This window comes from Streptomyces sp. NPDC021749 (assembly GCF_040640655.1).
GTDB lineage: Bacteria > Actinomycetota > Actinomycetes > Streptomycetales > Streptomycetaceae > Streptomyces.
In genome coordinates, this window is sequence record NZ_JBFACE010000034.1 from 33170 (window position 1) to 55924 (window position 22755).

The window sequence follows — 22755 nt, forward strand, 5'->3', positions numbered from 1 at the left end:
CGGGCCGGCACACGGTCACGACGCCGTCTCCGCCGGGGCTGTCCCCACGGCCCCGGCCCTCCGTCCCGGTCCCCGGGCAGGGGCTTCACGTCGATCACCGGCTCTGCCAGGCTGAGCGCGCGCTCACCCGATGAGGCGTCAGCGCCGCGTCCAGCCCAAGGAGCCACAGGAGACCCGATGAAGCGTGCCGTCACCCTCTCCGCCCTCGCCTGTCTGCTCACCGTCACGGCAGCCGCCCCGGCGGCGTCCGGAGCCTCCGCCCCAGCGGCATCCGGAGCCTCCGCCCCTGCGCGGCAACCCGCCCACGGACACCAGGCGTCGGCGCTCGACACCGTTCCACGGCGCGGGGAGTTGCGGGTGTGCACCACCGGCGACTACCGCCCCTTCAGCTACCGCGACCCCGGGACCGGCACCTACCGCGGGGTGGACATCGACATGGCCCGGAACCTCGCCCGGAGCCTGGACGCCAAGCCCCGTTACGTCCCGACCACCTGGGCCGGGCTGATCGGCGACCTCTCGGCCGGGCGCTGCGACATCGCCATGGGCGGCATCTCGATCACCCTGGCGCGGGCCCGTTCGGTCGCGTTCAGCGAGCCCACCCGCACGGACGGCAAGACCCCGATCGTGCGCTGCGCGGACAAGGACGAGTACGGCACGCTGCAGCAGATCGACCGCCCCGGCACGACCGTCATCGTCAACCCGGGCGGCACGAACGAGGAGTTCGCCCGCGCCCACATCAAACACGCGACCCTGAAGGTCCATCCGGACAACACCACGATCTTCGACGAGATCATCGCGGGCCGCGCCGACGTGATGATGACCGACGCCAGCGAGACCCGCTACCAGGCCAAGGTCCACCCCGAACTCTGCTCGCTCCACCCGGAGAAGCCCTTCACCTTCTCCGAGAAGGCCTACGCGCTGCCCCGGGGCGACCACGACTTCACGGCCTATGTGAACCAGTGGGTGCATCTGGCCACGCACGACGGAACGTACCGGACGTACGAGAACGCCTGGATGGGGAAGTGATGACGGACATCGAACGGGGCGGCGACGAGGTCGGTACCGCGGCGGCCTTCGATCTCGCGCTGGCCCAAAAGGCCCTGGACCAGCAGCCGTTCAGCAGGCTGCTGCGGGCGCGGCTCACCGCCTTCGGGGACGGCGGGGCGACGCTGGAACTGGACATCCGCGAGGAACTGCTGCAGCAGTACGGGTAGGCGGGGGGCCGGTCGGCGACGGTCCGACAGGCGGCGGCTGAGAAATGCGGGTGCGGAACGGGCAGGCGGCGGGCAGGCTGATGGTCATGATCCTCGCGTTCGACGGCGTCCCCGGGACGCTCCCGATCCCCGCAGGCAGGCGCGCATGACCGACTGGATCACCACCCCCGTCGAACCGCACCTCCTGCGCGGCGCCCTGGAGCTGGAACGCACCGCGCGCGGCGTGCTGCCGCACCGGCTGCCGACCTGGGCCCGCAAGCAGTGGCCCGACGACTACTTGGCCATGGTCGAGTCCCAGCCGTCCGGCGTCCGGCTGGTGTTCCGCACCCGCGCCACCGCCGTCGAGCTGGACACGCTCCCCACCAAGACGGTCTACGAGGGCGCCCCGCCACAGCCGGACGGCGTGTACGACCTGGTCGTGGACGGCCGGCTCACCGCCCGGGCCGGCGTCCCGGCCGGCAACGTCCGCACCATCGACCTGACCACCCAGTCGATGGTCACCCGCCCCGGCCCGCCCGGCACCCTGCGGTTCACGGAGCTGCCCGCGGGTGCCAAGGACGTCGAGATCTGGCTGCCGCAGACGGAGACCACCGAGCTGATCGCGCTGCGCACCGACGCACCGGTCGAGGCGGCCCCGGACCGCGGCCGCCGGGTCTGGCTGCACCACGGCAGTTCGATCAGCCACGGCTCCTCGGCCGAGGGCCCGACGGCGACCTGGCCGGCGCTGGCCGCCGCCCGCGGCGGGGTGGAGCTGATCAACCTTGGATTCGGCGGCAACGCCCTGCTGGACCCGTTCACCGCGCGCGCCATGCGGGACACCCCCGCGGACCTGATCAGCGTCAAGATCGGCATCAATCTGGTCGGCCACGACCTGATGCGGATGCGCGCCTTCGGGCCGGCGGTGCACGGCTTCCTCGACACGATCCGCGAGGGGCATCCGACCGCCCCGCTGCTGGTCGTCTCCGCCGTCCTGTGCCCCGTCCACGAGGACACCCCCGGGCCCGGCGCGCCCGACTTCAGCTCCGGGACACTGCGCTTCACGGCCCTTGGCGACCCCAAGGACCCCGGGCGCCTCACGCTGAACCGCATCCGGGACGAGCTGGCCCGGATCACCGCCGCACGGGCCGCCGACGACCCGAACCTGCACTACCTCGACGGCCGGGTGCTCTACGGCGAGGCGGACCACGCCGAACTGCCGCTGCCCGACGCGCTCCACCCGGACGCGGCGGGTCACCGCCGTATCGGCGAGCGGTTCGCCGAGCGGGTCTTCGGGGACGGCGGTCCGTTCGCCGTCAGGGACGACCGGCCGTGTGCCCGAGGACGTTGACGACCCGTCCGTCCGGGTCCCGGACGAAGAAGCGGCGTACGCCCCACTCCTCGTCCGCGAGGGGCCGGACGATCGCGGCGCCCGCGGCCCGCAGGGTGGCGTAGACGTCGCGCAGCACGGCGCGGTGGTCGTCCGGGCGGCGGACCAATGCGAGCCGGGTGGGGGAGAGGCCGGTGACCGGGCGGGCGACGACGCCGGGCCGCTGGTAGATCGCGGCGTTCCCGGCCGCCAGCAGGACCACCCCGAGGCCCTCGGCCACCGCCTCGAAGGTCTCGTCCGCGTTGGCGACCACCCCGCCGATGCGCACCGGCCGGCCGCCCCGTTCGTCCAGCGCGAGCCAGTGGTCCCGTAGGGCCCCCGCGGATTCCGGCAGTGCCAGGAACGGTTCGTCGAGCAGCGCGGCGAACGGGATCTCGGCGGCCTCCGCGAGCCGGTGGCCGACCGGCAGCACCACCCACCGCGGTTCGGTGGCCACGACCTGCACGGCGAACCCCTCCTGCCCGGGAAACGGCAGCCACAGCAGCGCCAGGTCCGTCTCGCCGCCCGCGAGTCCGGCGGTGGCGTCCGCCCAGTCGATCTGCCGTACCCGGATGCGCCAGTCGGGGCGGCGTTCGGCGAGCCGGGCGCGGATCGCGGGGAGCAGTCCGCGGCCTATGCTCGTGGAGATGCCCAGGGCCAGCACGGCGGCCTCCGCGGCGGCCGCGTCGCTGACCGCGCGTTGCGCCTCGTCCCAGAGCCGGACCAGCTCCCGCGCTCTGGGCAGCAGCGCGGCGCCGGACGCGGTCAGCACCACCGCCCGCCGGTCGCGGTCGAACAGCTTCACCCGCAGTCCGGCCTCCAACTGCCGGATCTGCTTGCTCAGCCCCGGCTGGGAGATGAACAGCCGCTCGGCGGCCCGGGTGAAGCTCAACTCCTCGGCCGTGGCGACGAAGTAGCGCAGGTCCCGCAGACGAGCGTCCATAGCCATGGGTTATCAGAAATGACCTTGGACGCGCAGGAATCCCGCGACGGAACATGGTCCTATGGACGCCGACCCTATGGACGCCGACCCGGTGGACGCCGACCCGGTGGACGCCCACCCTCCCGCCGGACCCGTCGCCCTGGTCACCGGCGCCACCCGCGGTATCGGCCGCGAGGTGTGCCGACAGCTGGCGGCGCGCGGGTACACGGTGCTGCTGACCGGGCGCTCGCCGGACGCCGTGCGGCGGGCGGCCGGGGAACTGCGCGGCTCCCCCGGTGCGGGCCGGGACGTCCGGCCGCTGTGCATGGACGTCACCGACGACGCCGCGGTGGCGGCGGCCGCCGCCGAGGTCGCCGAGCGCTTCGGCCGGCTGGACGTGCTGGTCAACAACGCCGCCATCGGCTACGACACCGGGCAGCGGGCCGTCACCGCGGATCTCGCGCGGGTGCGTGAGGTGGCCGAGACCAACCTCTACGGGCCGTGGCGCACCGCGATCGCGTTCGCCCCGCTGCTGCGCGCCTCGGACCATCCGCGGCTGGTCAACGTCTCCAGCGAGGCCGGCTCGCTGACCAACATGGGCGGCGGCACCCCCGCGTACTCCGCGTCCAAGGCGGCGCTCAATGCGCTCACCCGGATGCTGGCCGCCGAGCTGCGGGCCGACGGTGTGCTGGCCAACGCGGTCTGCCCGGGCTGGGTGGCCACCGACATGGGCGGGCCGGGCGGCCGGCCGGTCGTCGAGGGCGCGGCCGGCGTGGTGCACGCGGCGACCCTGCCGGACGACGGTCCCACGGGCGGCTTCTTCCGGGACGGCCGCCCGCTGCCCTGGTAGCCTGCCGCGGCGCGAACCGCCCCCGGCCGGCGCTCGTCCGCATCACGCCTGTCCGTCGCACCGCTGCCCCCCATGTCCGGACACCGCCGCACCGCTGCCCCCCATGTCCGGACAATGTGACCTCCGGACTTCCCGTCATCTGTGCGGGCGGATACGCTCGCGAACGTGGGGAAACGCGATACGGAACAAGCCCTGGGCGCCGAGAGCCCCGTTCAGTTCAGCGTGGACCGGAGCAGTCCGGTCCCGTTGTATTTCCAGCTGTCGCAGCAGCTGGAGGCGGCGATCGAGACCGGCAAACTGGCGCCCGGCAGCCTGCTGGGCAACGAGATCGAGCTGGCCGGCCGGCTCGGGCTGTCCCGGCCCACGGTCCGCCAGGCCATCCAGTCGCTGGTCGACAAGGGACTGCTGGTGCGCCGCCGCGGCATCGGCACCCAGGTCGTGCACAGCCAGGTCAAGCGCCCGCTGGAGCTGAGCAGCCTCTACGACGACCTGGAGGCGGCCGGGCAGAAGCCGGCCACCCGGGTCCTGCTCAACACCACCATCGAGGCCGACGCCGAGGTCGCCGCCGCGCTGGGCATCGCCGAGGGCGCGGAGGTCGCGCTGGTCGAGCGGCTCCGGCTGACCCACGGCGAACCGGTCGCCCATCTGCGCAACCACCTCCCCGCCGGCCTGCTGAGGCTGGACACCGCCGAACTGGAGGAGACCGGGTTGTATCGCCTGATGCGGTCGGCCGGGATCACCCTGCACAGTGCCCGCCAGGCCGTCGGCGCCCGGGCGGCCACCGCGGAGGAGGGGCAGCGGCTCGACGAGCCCGAGGGCGCCCCGCTGCTCACGATGCAGCGGACGACCTTCGACGACACCGGACGCGCCGTGGAGTTCGGCTCGCACGTCTACCGGGCGTCGCGCTACGCCTTCGAGTTCCAGCTGCTCGTACGGCCGTGAGGGCGCCCGGCGGCTTCCCGGAGCCGCGCGAGGCGCCGGGCGGCCCCGGGAGCCGCGTCGCGGCCGCGCCCTGCCCACGTTCACCCAGCCATGTGCTTTCGTCAGAATGTTCTGACAAAGCATTGACGTGGCTCCGCGCAGGCCGTTACAACTCCTCCAGCCGCATTCCGGCGGCCGTGGAGAAAAGGCGGTTCCACGATGATCAGCGTGCGTACGACCGGCGTCCGGCGGCTCACCCTCCGCAGCGCCGCCGCTTTACTGACCACCGTCGCACTGGTCTCCGGGTGCAGCGCCACCGGCGGCCAGGACGCCAAGGACGAGGGGGCCGGCGGCACCCGCATGACCATCGGCATGGTCAGCCACGCCGGCGACGGCGACACCTTCTGGGACATCGTCCAGAACGGCGCCCAGCAGGCCGCCGCCAAGGACCACGTGAAGTTCCTCTACGCCCACGACAAGGAGGGCGGCCAGCAGGCCGAGCTGATCCAGTCCTACATCGACCAGAAGGTCGACGGGCTGATCGTCACCCTCGCCAAACCGCAGGCCGTCAAGGCCGCGGTCCGTAAGGCCGAGGCCGCGGGCATCCCGGTGATCACCATCAACTCCGGCGGTGAGTTCTCCCGGGCGTACGGGGCGCTCACCCACATCGGGCAGGACGAGACGGTGGCCGGCCGCGCGGTCGGCGAGGAGCTGAACCACCGGGGGGCGAAGAAGGCCCTCTGCGTCCTCCACGAGCAGGGCAACGTGTCCCTGGAGGACCGCTGCGCGGGTGTGAAGAAGGGCTTCCACGGGACCGTCGAGAACCTCAACGTCGACGGCACCAACGCCCCCGCCGCCCAGTCCTCGATCGAGGCCAAGCTGCAGTCCGACACGTCGCTGGACGCGATCGTGACGCTCGGCGCCCCGATCGCGGCGCTCTCGGTCAAGGCCAAGCAGGACGCCGGCAGCAGCGCGCAGATCGCGACCTTCGACCTCAACGCGGCGGTGGTCAAGCTGCTCAAGGCCAAGGACGTCACCTTCGCCGTCGATCAGCAGCCCTACCTCCAGGGCTACGAGGCGGTCGACCTGCTCTGGCTGCACAAGACCAACGCCGACGTCCTGGGCGGCGGGAAGCCGGTGCTCACCGGGCCCGCGCTGGTGACGCAGAAGGACGTACCCCAGCTGACCGAGTACACCGGGCGAGGCACCAGGTGAGAGCAGAGGGAAGACGGGACGACCCCATGAACCGGGACAGATCACCGGTAACGGATACTTGGCCGGTTGGCCCCGGCCGGCCGGCGCCGGAGTGCGGCACCGCACCCGCCCGGACCGGGCGGCCCACACAGCGAATACGACCGACGCAGCCGACACGGCGAGATCAGCGGGAAGGGCGAGTCCTCGTGGCAAGGGTTCAAAGAAGGGGACGCGTCATCAGCGCCGTGCTGGCGGCGACGCTCGGCGCCTCCCTGGCGGGGTGCAGCGCCACCGGCGGCCTGCGCGCCGAGGAAGAGCGCGCCGCCAAGGCCGCCGGGGGCAAGGCCGCGGTGAACACGCCCAGGTGGACGTTTGCGATGGTCACCCACTCGGGAGACGGCGACACCTTCTGGGACATCGTGCAGAACGGCGCCCAGCAGGCCGCCCTCAAGGACAACATCAAGTTCGTCTACGGGCACGACGAGGAGGCCCAGCGGCAGAGCCAGCTGGTGCAGTCCTACATCGACCAGAAGGTCGACGGGCTGATCGTCTCCCTCGCCAAGCCCAACGCCATGAAGGACGTCGTCGAAAAGGCCGAGAAGGCCGGCATACCGGTGATCACCGTGAATTCCGGCGCCGAGGAGTCCAAGGCGTTCGGCGCGCTCACCCACATCGGGCAGGACGAGACGGTGGCCGGCGAGGCGGTCGGCGACGCACTGAACCAGCGCGGCCGCAAGAAGGCCCTGTGCGTCCTGCACGAACAGGGCAACGTCGGCCACGAACAGCGCTGCGACGGCGCCGCCAAGACCTTCAAGGGCAAGCTGGAGAAGCTCTACGTCGAGGGCACCAACATGCCCGACGTGCAGTCCTCCATCGAGTCCAAGCTCCAGGCCGACCCGTCCATCGACGCCGTGGTCACCCTCGGCGCACCCTTCGCGCCCACCGCCGTCAAGGCCAGGGAACAGGCCGGCAGCAAGGCCGAGATCGACACCTTCGACCTCAACGCCCAGGTCGCCGCCGGCCTCAAGGACGGCACCCTCGGCTTCGCCGTCGACCAGCAGCCCTACCTCCAGGGCTACGAGGCGGTCGACCTGCTCTGGCTGTACAAGTACAACTCCGACACCCTCGGCGGCGGGAAACCGGTGCTCACCGGGCCCCAGGTGATCACCAAGAAGGACGCCGGCGCCCTGCAGGACTACACGAAGCGGGGTACCCGATGACCACCACCCTCAAGGCACCCGTCCAGGACGAACGGCTGCTGCACCGCTCCCTGGCCCGCCGGCTGATGGGCCGCCCCGAACTGGGCTCCGTCGTGGGCGCCGCCGCGGTCTTCGTCTTCTTCTCGATCGTCGCCGAGCCCTTCCTGCGGGCGTCCAGCCTCTCCACCGTGCTCTACGCCTCCTCGACCATCGGGATCATGGCCGTACCGGTGGCACTGCTGATGATCGGCGGGGAATTCGACCTCTCGGCCGGCGTCATGGTCGTCAGCTCGGCGCTGATCTCGTCGATGTTCAGCTACCAGATGACCGCCAACACCTGGGTCGGCGTCGGGGTGTCCCTGCTGGTCACCCTCGCCATCGGGGCGTTCAACGGGTTCCTGCTGACCCGCACCAAACTTCCCAGCTTCATCATCACGCTCGGCACCTTCTTCATGCTGACCGGCCTCAACCTCGGCTTCACCAAGCTGATCAGCGGCACCGTCTCGACGAAGTCCATCTCCGACATGGAGGGCTTCGAGTCGGCCCGTACGCTCTTCGCCTCGCACCTGACCGTCGGCAGCGTCGACATCCAGATCACCATCGTGTGGTGGATCGCACTGGTCGCCCTGGCCACCTGGATCCTGCTGCGCACCCGCGTCGGCAACTGGATCTTCGCGGTGGGCGGCAACGCCGACGCCGCGCGGGCGGTCGGCGTCCCGGTCACCAAGACCAAGATCGGCCTCTACATGGGCGTCGCGTTCGCCGCCTGGATCTCCGGCCAGCACCTGCTGTTCTCGTACGACGCGATCCAGTCCGGCGACGGCGTCGGCAACGAATTCCTCTACATCATCGCCGCGGCGGTCGGCGGCTGTCTGATGACCGGCGGCTTCGGCTCGGCGATCGGCGCCGCCGTCGGCGCCTTCATCTTCGGCATGGCCAGCAAGGGCATCGTCTACGCGCAGTGGAATCCGGACTGGTACAAGTTCTTCCTCGGCGCGATGCTGCTGCTCGCCACACTCCTGAACGCATGGGTCCGCAAGCGGGCGGAGGACAAGGCATGACAGCGCTGGTCGAGCTGACCGACGTCAGCAAGTACTACGGCAACGTCCGGGCACTGGAGGGCGTGTCCCTGGAGGTGCACGCGGGGGAGATCACCTGCGTGCTCGGCGACAACGGCGCCGGCAAGTCCACCCTCATCAAGATCATCGCGGGGCTGCACCGGCACGACCGCGGCACCTTCACCATCGAGGGCGAGGAGACCGCCCTGGCCTCCCCGCGCGAGGCCCTGGACCGCGGGATCGCCACCGTCTACCAGGACCTCGCCGTCGTCCCCCTCATGCCGGTCTGGCGGAACTTCTTCCTCGGCTCCGAGCCGACCACCGGATTCGGCCCCTTCAAGCGCCTCGACGTTCCCACCATGCGGGAGACCACCCGCAGCGAGCTGCTGCGGATGGGCATCGACCTGCGCGACGTCGACCAGCCCATCGGCACCCTCTCGGGCGGCGAACGGCAGTGCGTGGCCATCGCCCGCGCCGTCTACTTCGGCGCCAAGGTCCTCGTCCTGGACGAGCCGACGGCGGCGCTCGGCGTCAAGCAGTCCGGCGTGGTCCTCAAGTACGTCGCGGCCGCCCGGGACGCCGGCCTCGGCGTGGTGTTGATCACGCACAACCCGCACCACGCCTACCTCGTCGGCGACCGCTTCGTCCTCCTCAAGCGCGGCACGATGGCCGGCAGCCACACCAAGAAGGAGATCGCCCTGGAGGAGCTGACCCGTCAAATGGCGGGCGGCAGCGAACTGGAACAACTCAGCCACGAGCTGGCCCGCACCGCCACCCCGGAATTCCCCGGCGGCCACCGGCCCGACTGAGCAGGTCAGAACGGTGCCGCGCCCCGCACCGGCCGCCCGGCCGTGCGGGGCGCGGCACTGCCGGTCGCGGTGCGCCGGACGCCGCCGGTGATGCACAATCGCACCGAACCCGCACGCCGAGGCCCCGGCCTCCCGAGACCCCCTAGGGACGAGACGACTCTTGCGAGCACGCAGCCACCGCATGGGGGAACCACCCACGCCCGTCAGGCACCGGGGGAGCTACGGCGAAGAGGTGGGCCGATGAGCATGTACCGGGACCGGGTGCACCGGGGATCGGCCAGGGCCACCGTGCTGCGCACGGTCGGCACCCGCGAGCGGCGCAACCACCTGACCGCCCCGCGCGTGCCCACGGTGGGCATCGACATCGGCGGCACCAAGGTCATGGCGGGCGTGGTGGACGCGGACGGCACCATCCTGGAGAAGGTCCGCACCGAGACCCCGGACAAGTCCAAGAGCCCCAAGGTCGTCGAGGACACCATCACCGAGCTGGTGCTCGACCTCTCCGACCGGCACGATGTGCACGCGGTCGGCATCGGGGCGGCCGGCTGGGTCGACGCGGACCGTTCCAAGGTCCTCTTCGCCCCGCATCTGAACTGGCGCAACGAGCCGCTGCGCGACCGCCTCGCGGGCCGCCTCGCGGTCCCCGTCATGGTCGACAACGACGCCAACACCGCCGCCTGGGCGGAATGGCGGTTCGGCGCCGGCCGCGGCGAGGACCACCTCGTCATGATCACGCTCGGCACCGGTATCGGCGGCGCGATCCTGGAGGACGGCGCCGTCAAGCGCGGCAAATACGGAGTGGCGGGCGAATTCGGCCATATGCAGGTCGTGCCCGGCGGCCACCGCTGCCCGTGCGGCAACCGCGGCTGCTGGGAGCAGTACAGCTCCGGGAACGCCCTGGTGCGCGAGGCGCGCGAGCTGGCCGCGGCCGACTCCCCGGTCGCGTACAACATCATCGAGCGGGTCGGCGGCCGGGTCGGCGACATCACCGGACCGCTGATCACCGAGCTCGCCCGCGAGGGCGACGCGATGTGCGTCGAGCTCCTGCAGGACATCGGCCAGTGGCTCGGCGTCGGCATCGCCAACCTCGCCGCCGCCCTCGACCCGTCCTGCTTCGTCATCGGCGGCGGGGTCAGCGCCGCCGACGACCTGCTGATCGCCCCGGCCCGGGACGCCTTCCGGCGCCACCTCACCGGCCGCGGCTACCGCCCCGAAGCCACCATCGCCAAGGCCCAGCTGGGCCCCGAGGCGGGCATGGTGGGCGCCGCGGACCTCGCCCGCCTGGTCGCCCGCCGCTTCCGCCGTGCCAACCGCCGCCGGGTCGAGCGTTACGAGCGCTATGAACGGGCCGGCCGCCGATGACCGAAACCGAAGCCCCCACCATGCGCGACGACCACCACACCGCCCTGCCGCCCCAGGCCAAGCGCCGCCGCCCCGTGCTGATGGCGCTGATCGTCTTCCTGCTGATCGCGATCCCGGCCGGCTACATCGTCATCTCCGCCGAGCAGAGCCGCGACAGCGGCGAGGGCAAGGAGGCCGAGGCCGCCGCCACCGGCCTGACCAACGCCTTCCCCTCCAAGGTCCAGCAGCGGATCTACAACGTCCCGGTACCCATCGGCTCGACCCCGGTCTACTACTACGAGACCAACTCCTGGGAATCCAGCTCGCTGTTCGTCCAGTTCCGGACCAACGAGTGGGGCCTGGAGCACTACCTCGCGGCCGTCGGCACCAGCACCGCCGCCCTCAAGAAGGACCGCAAGACCATCCCGCCGGACCAGGCGGCGAAGGTCGGCTGGGACTTCAGTGTCGACTGGCCCTGGGCGGGCACCACGACCACCAGCCGCGCACCGCATCCGTCCCAGCGCATCATGGTCAGCTACGACGAGCCGGGGCACCCCGTGGTGTACACGGTCTCGACGGTCACGTTCTGACGGCCACGGTCGCGGCGCCCCACCGCTGACCGCGCCCGGACACCGTGGTGACGTCCTCGTTCCTCGCTGCTCGCACGCTTCGGACATGCCGGCCGACCCGTCCACCGTGCGGACCGTCCAGGTCACCGTCGATGCCCTCGCCGGTCCTTGGGGTGGCTTTCCGGCGTGCACTGCTGGGAACCCCTTGCGCCACTGCTCGGCTGGTCCGTCCACAGTCGTCCGATGCCTCAAGGATGCAGCTATCGTCCGCCGCGGGACCGGCCGATGGCGTGGTCGTCAGGCTCGCGGACCGGCGCTCGGTTCGGCGAGGCGACCGGCGAACTGCCGGGCGTCCGGGGCCCAGGACGTCAAGCTGCGGCACGAGGGAAGCGGACGTCTCGCGGTCGGTTTGTTTCCGGCTCGTTGTGGCTTTGAGGCCCTGGATGGTGCATTCCACCCTGGACTTCATCGGACCGCGTTGCTCAAGGGAAGCGTCTTCGGCTTCATCGGAACCGGGGCCGCGTGTCCAGAAGGTTACTGGCGAGTTGAGATTGCCCACACCTGTGGCCTGCTGCAGGCCCTTGACGAGTCGTCAGGGGAGCCTTCCGGGAGTTCGGGAAGCCGCGGTCGGGTCGGCGCCGGGGCGGCGCTGACAGGGTGCCGCGGTCTGGAAGTTCCCTGGTCAGCAGGGGGGATGGAGACGCGGTGGGGGGTCAGGCGCCAGGCGAGGAGGGAGGGGGCGCGGCGTCGAGGGGGAGCGTGATGTCGACGCCGTGGGTGTCGTTCAGCGCGGTGTCGAAGGCCAGGACGGGCTGTTGCCGTGCCACCCGGGTGCCCGAGTAGGGTCGGGGGCTGCGTGATGGCTGAGGGCTGCACCCTGGCCTCCCGGCCCTGTGAGGGCACATGCGTACGTGTGTGAGGGCACATGCGTACGTGGCCTTCCCGGCCCCACCCGGGAAGGGCGCATGGCATGCGCACGTACGGGAACAGTCCGTACGTGCCGGGCACCGGGATGCGGATCCGACGTCTCACGGGCAGTACAGCGGACCCCCGGGTCCGTCCCCCCACACAAAGAGTCGCGCGTGCGCGGCCGCAGATCAGGAGCACCAGTGCAGGGCATCCCCCACATAGCCAGCACACCGCACGACGGGCGATTGTCGTCCGTGCCCCCTGCCCGCAGGGAGCAGTACCCGGCGCAGCACACCGGGTGGGACATGACGCAGCCCATGCCGTACCGGGTCGCGGCGCCGCGCGTGACCCCGGCGGCACGGCGTTCCCAGCAGGCCCCCCAACTCCCCGTCTTCATCGGCAAGTCGGGCTGGCGCAGGCGGACGCTGCAAGGCCTGGCGCTGGCCCTGGGATGCGCCTGCCTCGGGTATCTGCTGTTCGTCGGGACGCTGATCAGCGGACTCCGGCAGTCCGTCGGCACGCACCCGCCGAGTATGAACGGACCGGTACCTTCCGGCCCGGGCACCGGCACGTCGCAGCACGGCCACGGCGCACCGGCCCGAGCCGAGGCACACCAGCCACCGGCCAGGGCCCGCGCGAACGGCGACGCCCGCCGTCGCCCGCAGGCCGGGGCCCGCGCGAACGGCGACGCCCGCCGTCGCCCGCAGGCCGGGGCCCGCGCGAACGGCGACGCCCGCCGCCGCCCGCCGGCCGGTAGATCCGCGCCGTCGGCCGGAGGCCCGGAGCGGTGAGCCGGCACTCCGCCGCCGTTCGGCGCCCGCCGCGCGGACACTGGCTCGTCCTCCTGCTGGCCCTCCTGGTGGTCGCCGTCACCCTCCTCTTCGAGGGCTGGACGACCCATCAGGTCGACGCCGCGCGCAGCAAGCCGCTGTGCTACCGGCCGATCCCGCGCGAGGCGGACGACGGGAAGCCGCTGCTGCGGTTCGGCCCGAACGGGGTCACCACCGCGGCCATGCCGCCGGGGACCGTCGCGCTCACCTTCGACGGCGGGTTCGACCCGGTGTGGACGCCGCGCCTGCTCGACCTGCTGCGCAGGCACCACGCGCGGGCGACCTTCTTCGTCTACGGGAAGGACGCGGCCCAGCACCCGAAGCTGATGCGGCGCATTCTGCGCGAGGGGCACGAGATCGGCTCGTACACCTACAGCGGCGGCGACCTCGGTGTCGCCTCGCCGCTGCGCGCACGTCTTGAACTGCCGTTGACCCAGGCCGCTTTCGCGGGTGCAGCCGGCATCAACACCACCCTGCTGCGGCTGCCGCACACCACGGCCGCGGACACGCTCTGCGGCCCCGAGTGGCCGGCCGCGAAGCGCGCGGCAGCGCAGGGGTACCTGGTGGTCGCCTCGGACCACAAGGACCGCAAGCCGTGGCGGGGAGTGGTGACACAGCACAGCCAGACCGACCTCGGTTACCACGAGGCCGAGGACCTGCTGCAGGACCGCAGGGTGAAGCGGTTCACCACCATCAGCGGCGGCCTCGGCCGTCCCTCCTTCCTCGAACACGTCCCGGTCGCCCAGAAGATCAACGGGGAGGGCCTGATCTGGTCGCAGCGGCTCGGGCACGCCTTCCTCACCGTGATGGTGTGGGCGCTGACCCTCACGGGTGTGCTCGGCGTCCTGCGGATGCTCCTGTTCGCGGTGTTCGCCCGGCTCCACGTGCGCAGGCTGCACCGGTACCGGCCCGGCGCCCCACGGCTGCGCGCGGTGCAGGACCCGGTGACGGTCCTGGTGCCCGCGTACAACGAGGAGGCCGGCATCGCCTCCACCGTGTACTCGCTGCTCGCCTCCACCTACCCGCACGTGCAGATCATCGTGATCGACGACGGCTCGACCGATGCCACCGCCGACATCGCCGAGGGCATCGACGACCCGCGGGTGACGGTGATCCGGCAGCCCAACGGCGGCAAGCCCAGTGCCCTCAACACCGGCCTGGCGCACGCCCGGCACGACATCGTCGTCATGGTCGATGCGGACACCATCTTCGAACCCGCGGCACTGGCCCGGCTGGTCCAGCCGCTCGCCCACCCGGCGGTCGGTGCGGTCAGCGGCAACACCAAGGTCGGCAACCGGCGCCGCCTGCTGGGCAAATGGCAGCACCTGGAGTACGTCCTCGGCTTCAACCTCGACCGGCGGATGTTCGAGGTCCTGGAGTGCATGCCGACCGTGCCGGGGGCGATCGGTGCGTTCCGCAGGGACGCGCTGATGGGCGTCGGCGGCGTCAGCGACGAGACGCTGGCCGAGGACACCGATCTCACGATGGCGCTCTGGCGGGCCGGCTGGCGCGTCGTCTACGAGGAATCGGCGGTCGCCTGGACCGAAGTGCCCAGCACCGTCCGGCAGTTGTGGCGCCAGCGCTACCGCTGGTGCTACGGCACCCTCCAGTCGATGTGGAAGCACCGCCACGCGGTCACGGAGGTCGGCCCCGCCGGACGCTTCGGCCGTCGGGTGATGCTCTACGTCACGCTGTTCCAGATCGTGCTGCCGCTGTGCGCACCGGTCGTGGACCTGTTCGCCCTCTTCGGGGCGCTGTTCCGCGACCCCATGGAGGCCGCCCTCGTCTGGTTCGGGTTCCTCGCCGTCCAGTTGGTCACCGCCGCGTACGCGCTGCGGCTCGACCGCGAACGGCTGCGGGTGCTGTGGGTGCTGCCGCTCCAGCAGTTCGTCTACCGGCAGTTGATGTACCTGGTGGTCATCCACTCCGTGATCACGGCGCTGCTCGGCACCCGCCTGAAGTGGCACAGCATGAAGCGCACCGGAACCGCCGATCCGTATCTGCTCGAAGCGCCGTCCGCAGGGACGTCCGGAGACCCGCCCGAGGAGCTGCCCCCGCGGCGGAGCCTGTCCTCGCATTGAGGGGACGGAGGGGCGGAGGGGACGGAAGGGGCGGGGGGACGGGAGGGGAACCGGCGAGCGGCCGCGCGAGTCGGACCTGGGACGTGACCAAGGGAGTTGACCATGACAGACCCGCTTGACCAGCGGGCCGGACACACCACACCCACGGGGGAGCAGGGCGGGCACGGCGACGCCGGGAGCCGTCCCGGGGGCCGGGGGCCGGTGCGGGTGACGGGCGAGCTGTGGCGCCCGGAGCCGGGGGCCGACCGGGGGCCGTACGCCGAGCCGGAGCTGCACGCCGATCCGGGTCCGTACGCCGATGCAGGTCCGTACTCCGCTCCAGATCCGCACGCCGATCGGGCCCCGCACGCCGGCCCGGCCCCGCACGCCGGCCCGGCCCCGCACGCCGGCCCGGCCCCGTACGCCGGTCCGGCCCCGCACGCGGCTCCGGAAGGCGCCGCCGCGCGTGAGCGGTTCGCCGAACGCCCCAGCTCGCACTACGGGCCCCGGCGCGCCCACGCCCGGCAGCCGAAGAAGCGCAGGAGGCTGCGGCGGGCGGTGCTCGTCGTGCTGGCCGTTGTGGTCGTCGCGGCGGGCGGCACGTACGGCTGGGCCGAGACCCGGCTCCAACGTGATGTCGACCTCGGCGCGTACGGGGACCGTCCGCCGCCCGGCGAGGGCACCAATTACCTCATCGTGGGCTCGGACAGCCGCGACGGGCTCTCCGAGGGCGACGTGAAGGACCTGCACGCCGGCGGGGGCGGCGGGCGGCGCACCGACTCGATGATGTTGCTGCACACCGGGGCCCACGGGACCAGCATGGTCAGCCTGCCGCGCGACTCCTGGATCACCGTGCCCGGCCGCCTCGACACGACGACGGGCAAGACCAAGCGGCCCGAGGGGGACAAGCTGAACGCCGCCTTCTCCTACGGCGGCCCCGAACTGCTCGTGCACACCATCGAGAAGAACACCGGGCTGCGCATCGACCACTATGCGGAGATCGGCTTCGCCGGGTTCGTGAACATCGTCGATGCCATCGGCGGCGTTCGGATGTGCCTGGACCGGGACATCAAGGACGAGAAGTCGGGCGCCGATCTGCGCAAGGGCTGTCACACCCTGAACGGCAAGCAGGCGCTCGCCTTCGTCCGCGAGCGGCACCAGGAGAAGGAGGGCGACCTGGGCCGGTCGAGGAACCAGCAGAAGTTCCTGTCGACCCTCGCCCACCAGGCCGCCCGGCCCGACACCCTCTTCGACCCGATGGTGATGGGACCGGCCGTGCAGGCCGGGCTCGACACGCTCATCGTCGACAAGGACATGAGCCTGCGCGATCTCAGCAGGCTGTTCCGCGCCGTGCAGAGTGTCACGGGCGGACACGGCAAGCAGATCCACGTGCCCGTGTCCGGAATCGGTGTTCCCACGTCCAAGGGCAACGTACTGAAGTGGGACCCCAGGAGGTCGGCCCGGCTCTTCGACGACCTGCGGTACGACCGGCCGGTGACGGAGACGGGGAAGACGTCCCGGCACCGGGGCGGCGCCGTCAGCGGCGCGCCGTCACGTGACCACCGCCCACGGCAGAAGGACCACCGCCCGCAGCAGCGGGGCGACCGCCCGCAGCAGCAGGACCACCGCCCACAGCAGCAGAAAGAGCAGCAGGCCGAACGGTGACAGCAGGATCGTGAGGACGTGAGGACGTGAGGACCAGGAGCGGCCCCACCCTCAGTGGGTGGGCGCCGCGCCGCCGCGCCTCGTGGTGCAGGGACGGCCGCGCCGTCAGCTCGTGGAATCCGTACGAGGAAGCCGAGGCGGCGCGCGGTGTGAGAGCGGCGCGCTCGATGGTGCGGATGACGCGGGCGGTACGGAGAGCCACATGCGGGCGCGCGCGGGTCACACGGCGCAGCCCCGCCGGGGGACGCTCGGCTGGGACACCCCAGCCGAGCTCTTTACCGGGCTGTGCCGCGGCCGGCGGCTCACCTGCCTTACTGCGGCTGCGACTGCGGTTCGGCTCTGGCTCTGCTCAGGACCCGTTCTCGCCCTCCGGACGGCGGAGCTTGTGGAACGAGGTGTACTGCTTGTGCATCAGGTCGTAGAAGGAATCGAAGCGTTCCGGCCCCCTCCCTGACCACGAGGCGAGCCAGTATCCGGCCCATTCACCGCGCTCATCGACGTCCTCGGGGTCGAGGAACATGACCGCGGCGTCGCCGTCGAGCGAGAGGCACAGGGAACGGGCCAGGATGTCGCCTTCAGGCTCTTCGTCTTCGTCCTCGTCAGCGAACTCGGTGTCGCTATAGGCATCGATCCAGCTGGAGCCCTCGTCGGTATCGGCCAGCCAGGCGAGCTCGGAGGTGCCCGCGAGCCGGTAAATGAAGTTCCCCGCGTCCCGCCACCCGTTGGTCGTCAGCAGGAACCCGCGGAGCGAGGGCGGCAACGTCCGGCCCAGGCGTGCCTCGGCTGCCGCCACCTCATCCGCGCTCGCCGGGGCGAACCCCAGCCAGCCGTCCCGTACGACCTCGTCAGGCAAGGGTGCGTCCCGCTCGGGGTCGTGCCCAACGATCCACTCCTCACTCCAGAGTTTCAGGAACGGTCGCCACTCTTCGTGCTCCATGAACTGCCCTTTCACATCGAATACGTCGCCGGACATCACTGCGTCAACGACAGCACACAGGTCTGACATCCATCGCCTGACCGCATGGCGTTCCTCGGCCGGCACGGCTGCAACGCCGCAGGTCAAGACACCCAACCACGGTGTCCGGTTGCCATCGGCTCGCATAAGGTTGCGGAAGCAGGGGGAGGAAGGTCATGAAGCTGTCATTCGAGCCGCCGCAGCCGTACGACCTGGGGGCCGATGCGGACCTCGGTATGTGGCTGGCCGAGTGGGCTGAGTACGCGGATCGGATCGTCCACCACGGGCCGGACGACGGCCGCAACCATGGACAGCTGTGCTGGGACGTCCTGGCGTCCACCGGGTTGCTCGCGCCGCACTGCGGGCACTGCAAACACGGGCACCGCGGCCCACGGAATCCGCAGAAGATGGAGTCCGCCCTGCGCCTCCGGATCCCCCCGGACCACCTGTCGCCATGGATAGCGGCCACACTCATCCGCAAGCTCGTCCACCCGGGCCACGACGGCCCGATGCGTCCCGTGGCCGACGCCCTCGCCAACGGGCTGATCGCACTGCTCGGCCCGGACGCTGACTGGCGCGCCAACGGCTACGCCGCCTACCAGGAGGGCGCCAGCGGCAACGTCTCGTGGGCGCCGGTCACGGAGGCCACCCTCGACGCGGCGGTCGTCGGCATCGGCAACGGCCATGCCGTGGTCATCGTCGTCACCGGCGAGGACTGAGGGTGCTGAAGCTGTGGCGGCCACCACCGACCCGGCCACGCTGCGCACAAGAACACCTGGTATCCGACCACCGGCCTGCCCCGACCCGTGTCACCCCACGCGGCCGAAGCCGCTACCCGGTTGCCGGCCTGCGGCCCGGACCCGGCGCGGTCCGGCGGGAGGGCCGGGTGGTTGACCGGCCCTCCCGTCCCGGTTCACGGCTGCGGGTAGGCCCGTAGCGCGGACGCCAGCTCCGGGGTCACCCGCGCCTTGAGCCGGGTGCCCTGCTCGGTGTGCTCGGCGGAGAGCACCTCGCCCTCCCGGTGGACCCGCGAGAGCAGGTCGCCCGAGGTGTAGGGGAGCAAGGCCGCCACCTCCACGTCAGGGCGGGGCAGCAGGGAGTCGATGAGGTCCCGCAGTTCCTCGATGCCCTGTCCGGAACGCGCGGACACAGCGATCGATCCCGGCTCCGCCGCCAGCAGGCGGGCCACGACGTCGGGGTCGGCGGCGTCCGACTTGTTGACGACCACGACCTCCTTGACGTCGTCCGCCCCGACCGCGCGCAAAGTCTCCCGCACGGAGGCGAGTTGGGCCTCCGGCTCCGGATGCGATCCGTCCACCACGTGCAGCACCACGTTCGCGTCCGCGACCTCGTCGATGGTGGAGCGGAACGCCTCCACGAGGTGGTGCGGAAGGTGCCGTACAAAACCGACGGTGTCGGTGATGGTGTACGTGCGGCCGGTCGGTGTCTCCGCCCGGCGCACGGTCGTGTCCAGGGTCGCGAACAGCGCGTTCTCCACCAGAACTCCGGCCCCGGTGAGCCGGTTAAGCAGGGAGGACTTTCCTGCGTTGGTGTATCCCGCGAGGGCAACCGACAGCACCCGGTTGCGCCGCCGTTCCTCGCGCTTGACCTCCCGTCCAGTTTTCAACTGGTCGATCTCGCGGCGGAGTTTGGCCATCCGCTCGTGAATCTGTCGCCGGTCGGTCTCGATCTTCGTCTCACCGGGGCCGCGGGTCGCCATGCCACCCCCGCCCCCGCCGCCCATCTGCCGGGACAACGACTGGCCCCAGCCGCGCAGCCGCGGAAGCATGTACTGCATCTGGGCCAGCGCCACCTGAGCCTTGCCTTCCCGGGACTTGGCGTGCTGCGCGAAGATGTCCAGGATCAGCGCCGTACGGTCCACGACCTTGACGCCCACGACGTCCTCCAGGTGGACCAGCTGGCTGGGGCTGAGTTCCCCGTCGCAGACCACGGTGTCGGCGCCGGTCTCCGCCACGATCTCCCGCAGCTCGGCGGCCTTGCCCGATCCGATGTAGGTCGCCGGGTCGGGCTTCTGCCGCCGCTGGATGACCCCGTCGCACACCATGGCGCCGGCCGTCTCCGCGAGTGCGGCCAACTCGGCGAGGGAGCTCTCGGCCTCGTCGGCAGTGCCAGAAGTCCAGACACCGACGAGTACGACGCGCTCCAGGCGGAGTTTCCGGTACTCCACCTCGGTGACGTCGGAGAGTTCGGTGGACAGCCCGGCGACCCGGCGCAGCGCGGCCCGGTCGTCACGGTCGTACTGCTCGCCGTCCAGAACCTCGCTGTCCGCCGGCGTCAGGCGTTCGTCCATCAGGGCATGAGCACGCTGCTGCTGGGCGGTGGAACCTTCGGAATGAGTCATGTGGATCCTTTCGCGGGAGGGGACCGTGGGCGGGGCGCCGGCAGGGTCCCGGGGCGACCGGGTGGAACGAACACAGCCGGAGGCGCGGGAAGCCCGCCGAAGAGACGGACACGGCACAACGGGGGAGGGCCGAAGGCAAAGGAGGGTGCCAAGGCCGGAGGGCATCTCGTCGACGAATGACGGGGCGGGCATGCTAACGACACGGCCGTCGAGCCCTGCCCGAAGGCTTTATCCCACCGGACAGCTCAACAGAAGGCCGCTATGAGCGTCGCGCTCAGCGCCGCGTCACAAGGTCGATGCCGAATCTCACACGCTGTCCACCATAGAGGAATCTCCGGCCGATCACATCCGACTATCACCGGCCGCGGCGCGTCCTGCGGTACTCGCCACCCGCCCGCCGCCGCACGGCTGACCGGGCGCCTTGAGGGGAGGACGTGAGTGGGGGACTTGAGTGGGGCCCGCCGGTCGTGACGGTCCCGTGCCGGGCGAGGCGTGGTCAGCGGACAGCCTTCAGTACGGCCCGGTGAACCCCGACATGACGTCACGCATTCTCGGTACGGAGCGCTGACCGCTGTGCAGCGTTTCGAGGCAGGCGTGCGCCACGGCTTCTGCATTCGGGTTGAACGCCTCCTCCAACGGCCATGACACGGGGGCGGGGCAGTCGGGCAGGGTTACTCGGCGGACCGGTGCCCGGAGTGAGTCGTAGACGTTCTCGGCCACTACGGCGGCGACTTCCGCGGCGAATCCGTAACGGGCCCAGCTGGTGTCGGCCACGACCAGGCGTCCCGTCTTCGCCACTGATGCACAGATGAGGGCGTCGTCCAAGGGACGGATGCTTCGTACGTCGATCACCTCGACGCCGATGCCCTGTTCCCGCAGGGCGTCGGCCGCGCGTTCCGCCTCGTGGACCATGAGGGACGCGGCGACCACGGTGATGTCACCCCCCGTGCGCGCGATTCTTCCGGCTCCGAACGGGACCGCAACGGGTTGTTCGGGTACTTCCCCTTCGATTCCGTACAGGCCGCGGTTCTCCAGGAGGACGACCGGCGTTTCGGCCTGCAGGGCGCTGACGAGGAGGCCCTTCGCGTCGGCGGGCGAGGCGGGGGTGGCGACGTAGAGCCCGGGGAAGTGTCCGAACAGTGACTGAAGGCTCTGCGAGTGGGTAGCGCCCTGTCCCCAGCCGCGGCCGACCAGACCGCGCATCACGACCGGCGCACTGCCCTGGTTGCCGTACATGTAGCGCCACTTGGCGGCGAGGTTGAAGATGGCGTCCATGGCCAGGAACATGAAGTCGTCCCGGGTGTGGACGACTATGGGCCGTATGCCCATCGAAGCGGCGCCGACGGCTATGCCCGCGAAGGCGTTCTCGCCGTTGGGGATGTCCATCACACGAGAGGGGCCGAATTTTCGGAAGGCGTCTGTGGTGGTCCCGTAGATGCCCTTGTAGTCGTCGACGCCTTGCCCCGCGAGAATGATGTCGGGGTCGGCTGTCATGCACTGCACCGTGGCTTCACTTATCGCCTGGCAATAGGTGATCTTCCGCATGTCGCTGTCTTCTCCACTCAGCTCTCGTACGTGCCCGTGAGCAGGTCCGCCACGGCGGGGAACGGACTCGACCTGGCCGCGGTCACGGCTGCGTGCAACTCGGCGCGGAATTCGGTCTCCCAGCCCGCGAGTTCTGCCGTGATGTCCGGGTCCGCGACGCTGAGGGTTTCCAGCGCGCGGCGGATCGGGCAGCGTGCGACCCAGGATTCGACGTCGGCCTTCGAACGGCCGCTGACGTCGTAGTCCCAGTGGGGGCCGACGTGCTCGCGCCAGCGGTAGGTGTCGAGTTCCAGGAAATACGGTCCGTTCCCTTGGCGGCACTGCCGTACGGCTTTTTGCGCTGCCTCGAAGACGGCAAACACATCGTTTCCATCGACTCGTTGTGTCGAGATCCCGTAGCCCTGCGCGCGCCCGCTGATGCTGGTTCCCGCCGGCTGGCGAGCGTTGATCGGAGAGGAGAGGGAGTACTGGTTGTTCTCGCACACGAAGACGACGGGGAGACGGTGCAGAGCGGCGAAGTTCAGCGACTCGTGAAAGACCCCCTCTTCGGAGGCGCCGTCGCCGAAGAACGTGGCCGCGACCCGAGGTTCACCGCGCAGGGCGAAGGACCAGGCCGCCCCGACGGCGACCGAGATCATTTCTCCGAGGATGGCGGACGACGCGCCGAATCCGGCGGCCTCGTCGGTGAGGTGCACGGATCCGCCGCGGCCTGCTGCGCAGCCGCTCTGCTTCCCGTACAGTTCCGCGACCATGGCGGTGAGATCACCTCCCTTGGCGAGGTACTGAGCGTGGCACCTGTGCCCGCCGTAGACCACGTCCTTACGGAGCATGGCCGCACACACACCGACCGCCGTCGCCTCCTGGCCGATGGAGAAGTGGACGGGCGTCCGCATCTCCTGTTCGTCGCGGTAGAGATCGCCGAGTTCCTCCTCCACACACCGAATGCGCACCATGTCGCGCAGCAGCCGCCGTTGCGTCATTTTTCCTCCGAGCAGCGAGAAGAGAGG

At 71.0% G+C, this 22755-nt stretch carries 19 protein-coding genes and 1 pseudogene; 15 read left to right on the plus strand and 5 right to left on the minus strand.

The window, feature by feature from the left end:
* The first annotated feature begins 177 nt into the window (after positions 1-177).
* The 3 genes and pseudogenes from AB0G35_RS27920 to AB0G35_RS27930 all read left to right on the plus strand — a co-directional run bounded on the left by AB0G35_RS27920 (position 178) and on the right by AB0G35_RS27930 (position 2541).
* Positions 178-1026 carry a transporter substrate-binding domain-containing protein gene (locus AB0G35_RS27920; RefSeq protein WP_360955201.1) on the plus strand — a complete coding sequence of 283 codons (849 nt, stop codon included), beginning with the start codon at positions 178-180 and terminating at the stop codon, positions 1024-1026.
* Positions 1026-1211: pseudogene (locus tag AB0G35_RS27925) on the plus strand (thioesterase); the annotation flags it as partial. The gene AB0G35_RS27920 and the pseudogene AB0G35_RS27925, both read left to right, overlap by 1 nt.
* Positions 1212-1359: 148 nt before the next feature.
* Entirely contained in the window at positions 1360-2541 is a 1182-nt protein-coding gene (locus AB0G35_RS27930; protein ID WP_360955204.1) for a GDSL-type esterase/lipase family protein, read from the plus strand.
* Here the strand turns inward: AB0G35_RS27930 and AB0G35_RS27935 are convergent.
* Positions 2507-3502 carry a LysR substrate-binding domain-containing protein gene (locus AB0G35_RS27935; RefSeq protein WP_360955207.1) on the minus strand — a complete coding sequence of 332 codons (996 nt, stop codon included), beginning with the start codon at positions 3500-3502 and terminating at the stop codon, positions 2507-2509. The two genes, AB0G35_RS27930 and AB0G35_RS27935, sit on opposite strands and share 35 nt — an antisense overlap.
* A 76-nt stretch (positions 3503-3578) precedes the next feature.
* Between AB0G35_RS27935 and AB0G35_RS27940 the strand changes: the two genes are divergently transcribed.
* The 11 genes from AB0G35_RS27940 (at position 3579) to AB0G35_RS27990 (ending at position 16886) form a co-directional block, all read left to right on the plus strand.
* Entirely contained in the window at positions 3579-4331 is a 753-nt protein-coding gene (locus AB0G35_RS27940) for an SDR family NAD(P)-dependent oxidoreductase (protein ID WP_360955306.1), read from the plus strand.
* Between the two features lie 165 nt (positions 4332-4496).
* Positions 4497-5273, plus strand: coding sequence for a GntR family transcriptional regulator (locus AB0G35_RS27945; RefSeq protein WP_315975438.1), 777 nt, complete (start codon positions 4497-4499; stop codon positions 5271-5273).
* Positions 5274-5471: 198 nt separating this feature from the next.
* Positions 5472-6467, plus strand: coding sequence for a sugar ABC transporter substrate-binding protein (locus tag AB0G35_RS27950; protein ID WP_360955211.1), 996 nt, complete (start codon positions 5472-5474; stop codon positions 6465-6467).
* 224 nt (positions 6468-6691) lie between these two features.
* Positions 6692-7666: a sugar ABC transporter substrate-binding protein gene (locus AB0G35_RS27955; RefSeq protein WP_360955309.1), complete on the plus strand. Its 975-nt coding sequence runs from the start codon at positions 6692-6694 to the stop codon at positions 7664-7666.
* Positions 7663-8706, plus strand: coding sequence for an ABC transporter permease (locus AB0G35_RS27960; RefSeq protein ID WP_360955214.1), 1044 nt, complete (start codon positions 7663-7665; stop codon positions 8704-8706). The genes AB0G35_RS27955 and AB0G35_RS27960 overlap by 4 nt, the downstream gene beginning before the upstream one ends.
* Positions 8703-9512 carry an ATP-binding cassette domain-containing protein gene (locus AB0G35_RS27965; protein ID WP_360955217.1) on the plus strand — a complete coding sequence of 270 codons (810 nt, stop codon included), beginning with the start codon at positions 8703-8705 and terminating at the stop codon, positions 9510-9512. Before AB0G35_RS27960 ends, AB0G35_RS27965 begins: the two co-directional genes overlap by 4 nt.
* A 240-nt stretch (positions 9513-9752) precedes the next feature.
* On the plus strand, positions 9753-10874 hold the full coding sequence (locus AB0G35_RS27970; protein WP_360955220.1) for an ROK family glucokinase: 1122 nt from the start codon (positions 9753-9755) through the stop codon (positions 10872-10874).
* Complete coding sequence (locus AB0G35_RS27975; RefSeq protein WP_360955223.1) at positions 10871-11443, plus strand: hypothetical protein; 573 nt, start codon at positions 10871-10873, stop codon at positions 11441-11443. Before AB0G35_RS27970 ends, AB0G35_RS27975 begins: the two co-directional genes overlap by 4 nt.
* 1193 nt (positions 11444-12636) lie before the next feature.
* A complete protein-coding gene (locus AB0G35_RS27980; RefSeq protein WP_360955226.1) occupies positions 12637-13122 on the plus strand; it encodes a hypothetical protein in 486 nt (161 codons plus the stop codon).
* Positions 13119-15242: a bifunctional polysaccharide deacetylase/glycosyltransferase family 2 protein gene (locus AB0G35_RS27985; protein ID WP_360955229.1), complete on the plus strand. Its 2124-nt coding sequence runs from the start codon at positions 13119-13121 to the stop codon at positions 15240-15242. Before AB0G35_RS27980 ends, AB0G35_RS27985 begins: the two co-directional genes overlap by 4 nt.
* Positions 15243-15344: 102 nt before the next feature.
* Positions 15345-16886 (plus strand): LCP family protein, encoded by a 1542-nt coding sequence (locus tag AB0G35_RS27990; protein ID WP_360955232.1) that lies wholly within the window; start codon positions 15345-15347, stop codon positions 16884-16886.
* 349 nt (positions 16887-17235) lie between these two features.
* Here AB0G35_RS27990 and AB0G35_RS27995 read toward each other — a convergent pair whose 3' ends face one another.
* The gene (locus AB0G35_RS27995) at positions 17236-17823 is read right to left on the minus strand and encodes an SMI1/KNR4 family protein (RefSeq protein WP_360955235.1); all 588 of its coding nucleotides are present in this window, start codon (positions 17821-17823) and stop codon (positions 17236-17238) included.
* A gap of 194 nt (positions 17824-18017) precedes the next feature.
* Between AB0G35_RS27995 and AB0G35_RS28000 the strand changes: the two genes are divergently transcribed.
* Positions 18018-18560 carry a hypothetical protein gene (locus tag AB0G35_RS28000; protein WP_360955238.1) on the plus strand — a complete coding sequence of 181 codons (543 nt, stop codon included), beginning with the start codon at positions 18018-18020 and terminating at the stop codon, positions 18558-18560.
* A gap of 194 nt (positions 18561-18754) precedes the next feature.
* Here AB0G35_RS28000 and hflX read toward each other — a convergent pair whose 3' ends face one another.
* The 3 genes from hflX to AB0G35_RS28015 all read right to left on the minus strand — a co-directional run bounded on the left by hflX (position 18755) and on the right by AB0G35_RS28015 (position 22728).
* Positions 18755-20152 carry a GTPase HflX gene (gene hflX / locus AB0G35_RS28005; protein WP_360955312.1) on the minus strand — a complete coding sequence of 466 codons (1398 nt, stop codon included), beginning with the start codon at positions 20150-20152 and terminating at the stop codon, positions 18755-18757.
* 561 nt (positions 20153-20713) lie between these two features.
* Positions 20714-21748, minus strand: coding sequence for a transketolase C-terminal domain-containing protein (locus tag AB0G35_RS28010; RefSeq protein ID WP_360955241.1), 1035 nt, complete (start codon positions 21746-21748; stop codon positions 20714-20716).
* 17 nt (positions 21749-21765) lie between these two features.
* A complete protein-coding gene (locus tag AB0G35_RS28015) occupies positions 21766-22728 on the minus strand; it encodes a thiamine pyrophosphate-dependent dehydrogenase E1 component subunit alpha (protein ID WP_360955244.1) in 963 nt (320 codons plus the stop codon).
* Positions 22729-22755 lie beyond the last annotated feature (27 nt).

What these genes read in the sequence shown, in the direction of transcription:
- AB0G35_RS27920 (WP_360955201.1), top strand. Translation starts at nt 178, where the DNA reads ATGAAGCGTGCCGTCACCCTCTCCGCCCTCGCCTGTCTGCTCACCGTC.
- AB0G35_RS27930 (WP_360955204.1), top strand. Translation starts at nt 1,360, where the DNA reads ATGACCGACTGGATCACCACCCCCGTCGAACCGCACCTCCTGCGCGGC.
- AB0G35_RS27935 (WP_360955207.1), bottom strand. Translation starts at nt 3,502, where the DNA reads ATGGACGCTCGTCTGCGGGACCTGCGCTACTTCGTCGCCACGGCCGAG.
- AB0G35_RS27940 (WP_360955306.1), top strand. Translation starts at nt 3,579, where the DNA reads ATGGACGCCGACCCGGTGGACGCCGACCCGGTGGACGCCCACCCTCCC.
- AB0G35_RS27950 (WP_360955211.1), top strand. Translation starts at nt 5,472, where the DNA reads ATGATCAGCGTGCGTACGACCGGCGTCCGGCGGCTCACCCTCCGCAGC.
- AB0G35_RS27960 (WP_360955214.1), top strand. Translation starts at nt 7,663, where the DNA reads ATGACCACCACCCTCAAGGCACCCGTCCAGGACGAACGGCTGCTGCAC.
- AB0G35_RS27965 (WP_360955217.1), top strand. Translation starts at nt 8,703, where the DNA reads ATGACAGCGCTGGTCGAGCTGACCGACGTCAGCAAGTACTACGGCAAC.
- AB0G35_RS27970 (WP_360955220.1), top strand. Translation starts at nt 9,753, where the DNA reads ATGAGCATGTACCGGGACCGGGTGCACCGGGGATCGGCCAGGGCCACC.
- AB0G35_RS27975 (WP_360955223.1), top strand. Translation starts at nt 10,871, where the DNA reads ATGACCGAAACCGAAGCCCCCACCATGCGCGACGACCACCACACCGCC.
- AB0G35_RS27980 (WP_360955226.1), top strand. Translation starts at nt 12,637, where the DNA reads ATGACGCAGCCCATGCCGTACCGGGTCGCGGCGCCGCGCGTGACCCCG.
- AB0G35_RS27990 (WP_360955232.1), top strand. Translation starts at nt 15,345, where the DNA reads ATGACAGACCCGCTTGACCAGCGGGCCGGACACACCACACCCACGGGG.
- AB0G35_RS27995 (WP_360955235.1), bottom strand. Translation starts at nt 17,823, where the DNA reads ATGGAGCACGAAGAGTGGCGACCGTTCCTGAAACTCTGGAGTGAGGAG.
- AB0G35_RS28000 (WP_360955238.1), top strand. Translation starts at nt 18,018, where the DNA reads ATGAAGCTGTCATTCGAGCCGCCGCAGCCGTACGACCTGGGGGCCGAT.
- hflX (WP_360955312.1), bottom strand. Translation starts at nt 20,152, where the DNA reads ATGGACGAACGCCTGACGCCGGCGGACAGCGAGGTTCTGGACGGCGAG.
- AB0G35_RS28010 (WP_360955241.1), bottom strand. Translation starts at nt 21,748, where the DNA reads ATGCGGAAGATCACCTATTGCCAGGCGATAAGTGAAGCCACGGTGCAG.
- AB0G35_RS28015 (WP_360955244.1), bottom strand. Translation starts at nt 22,728, where the DNA reads ATGACGCAACGGCGGCTGCTGCGCGACATGGTGCGCATTCGGTGTGTG.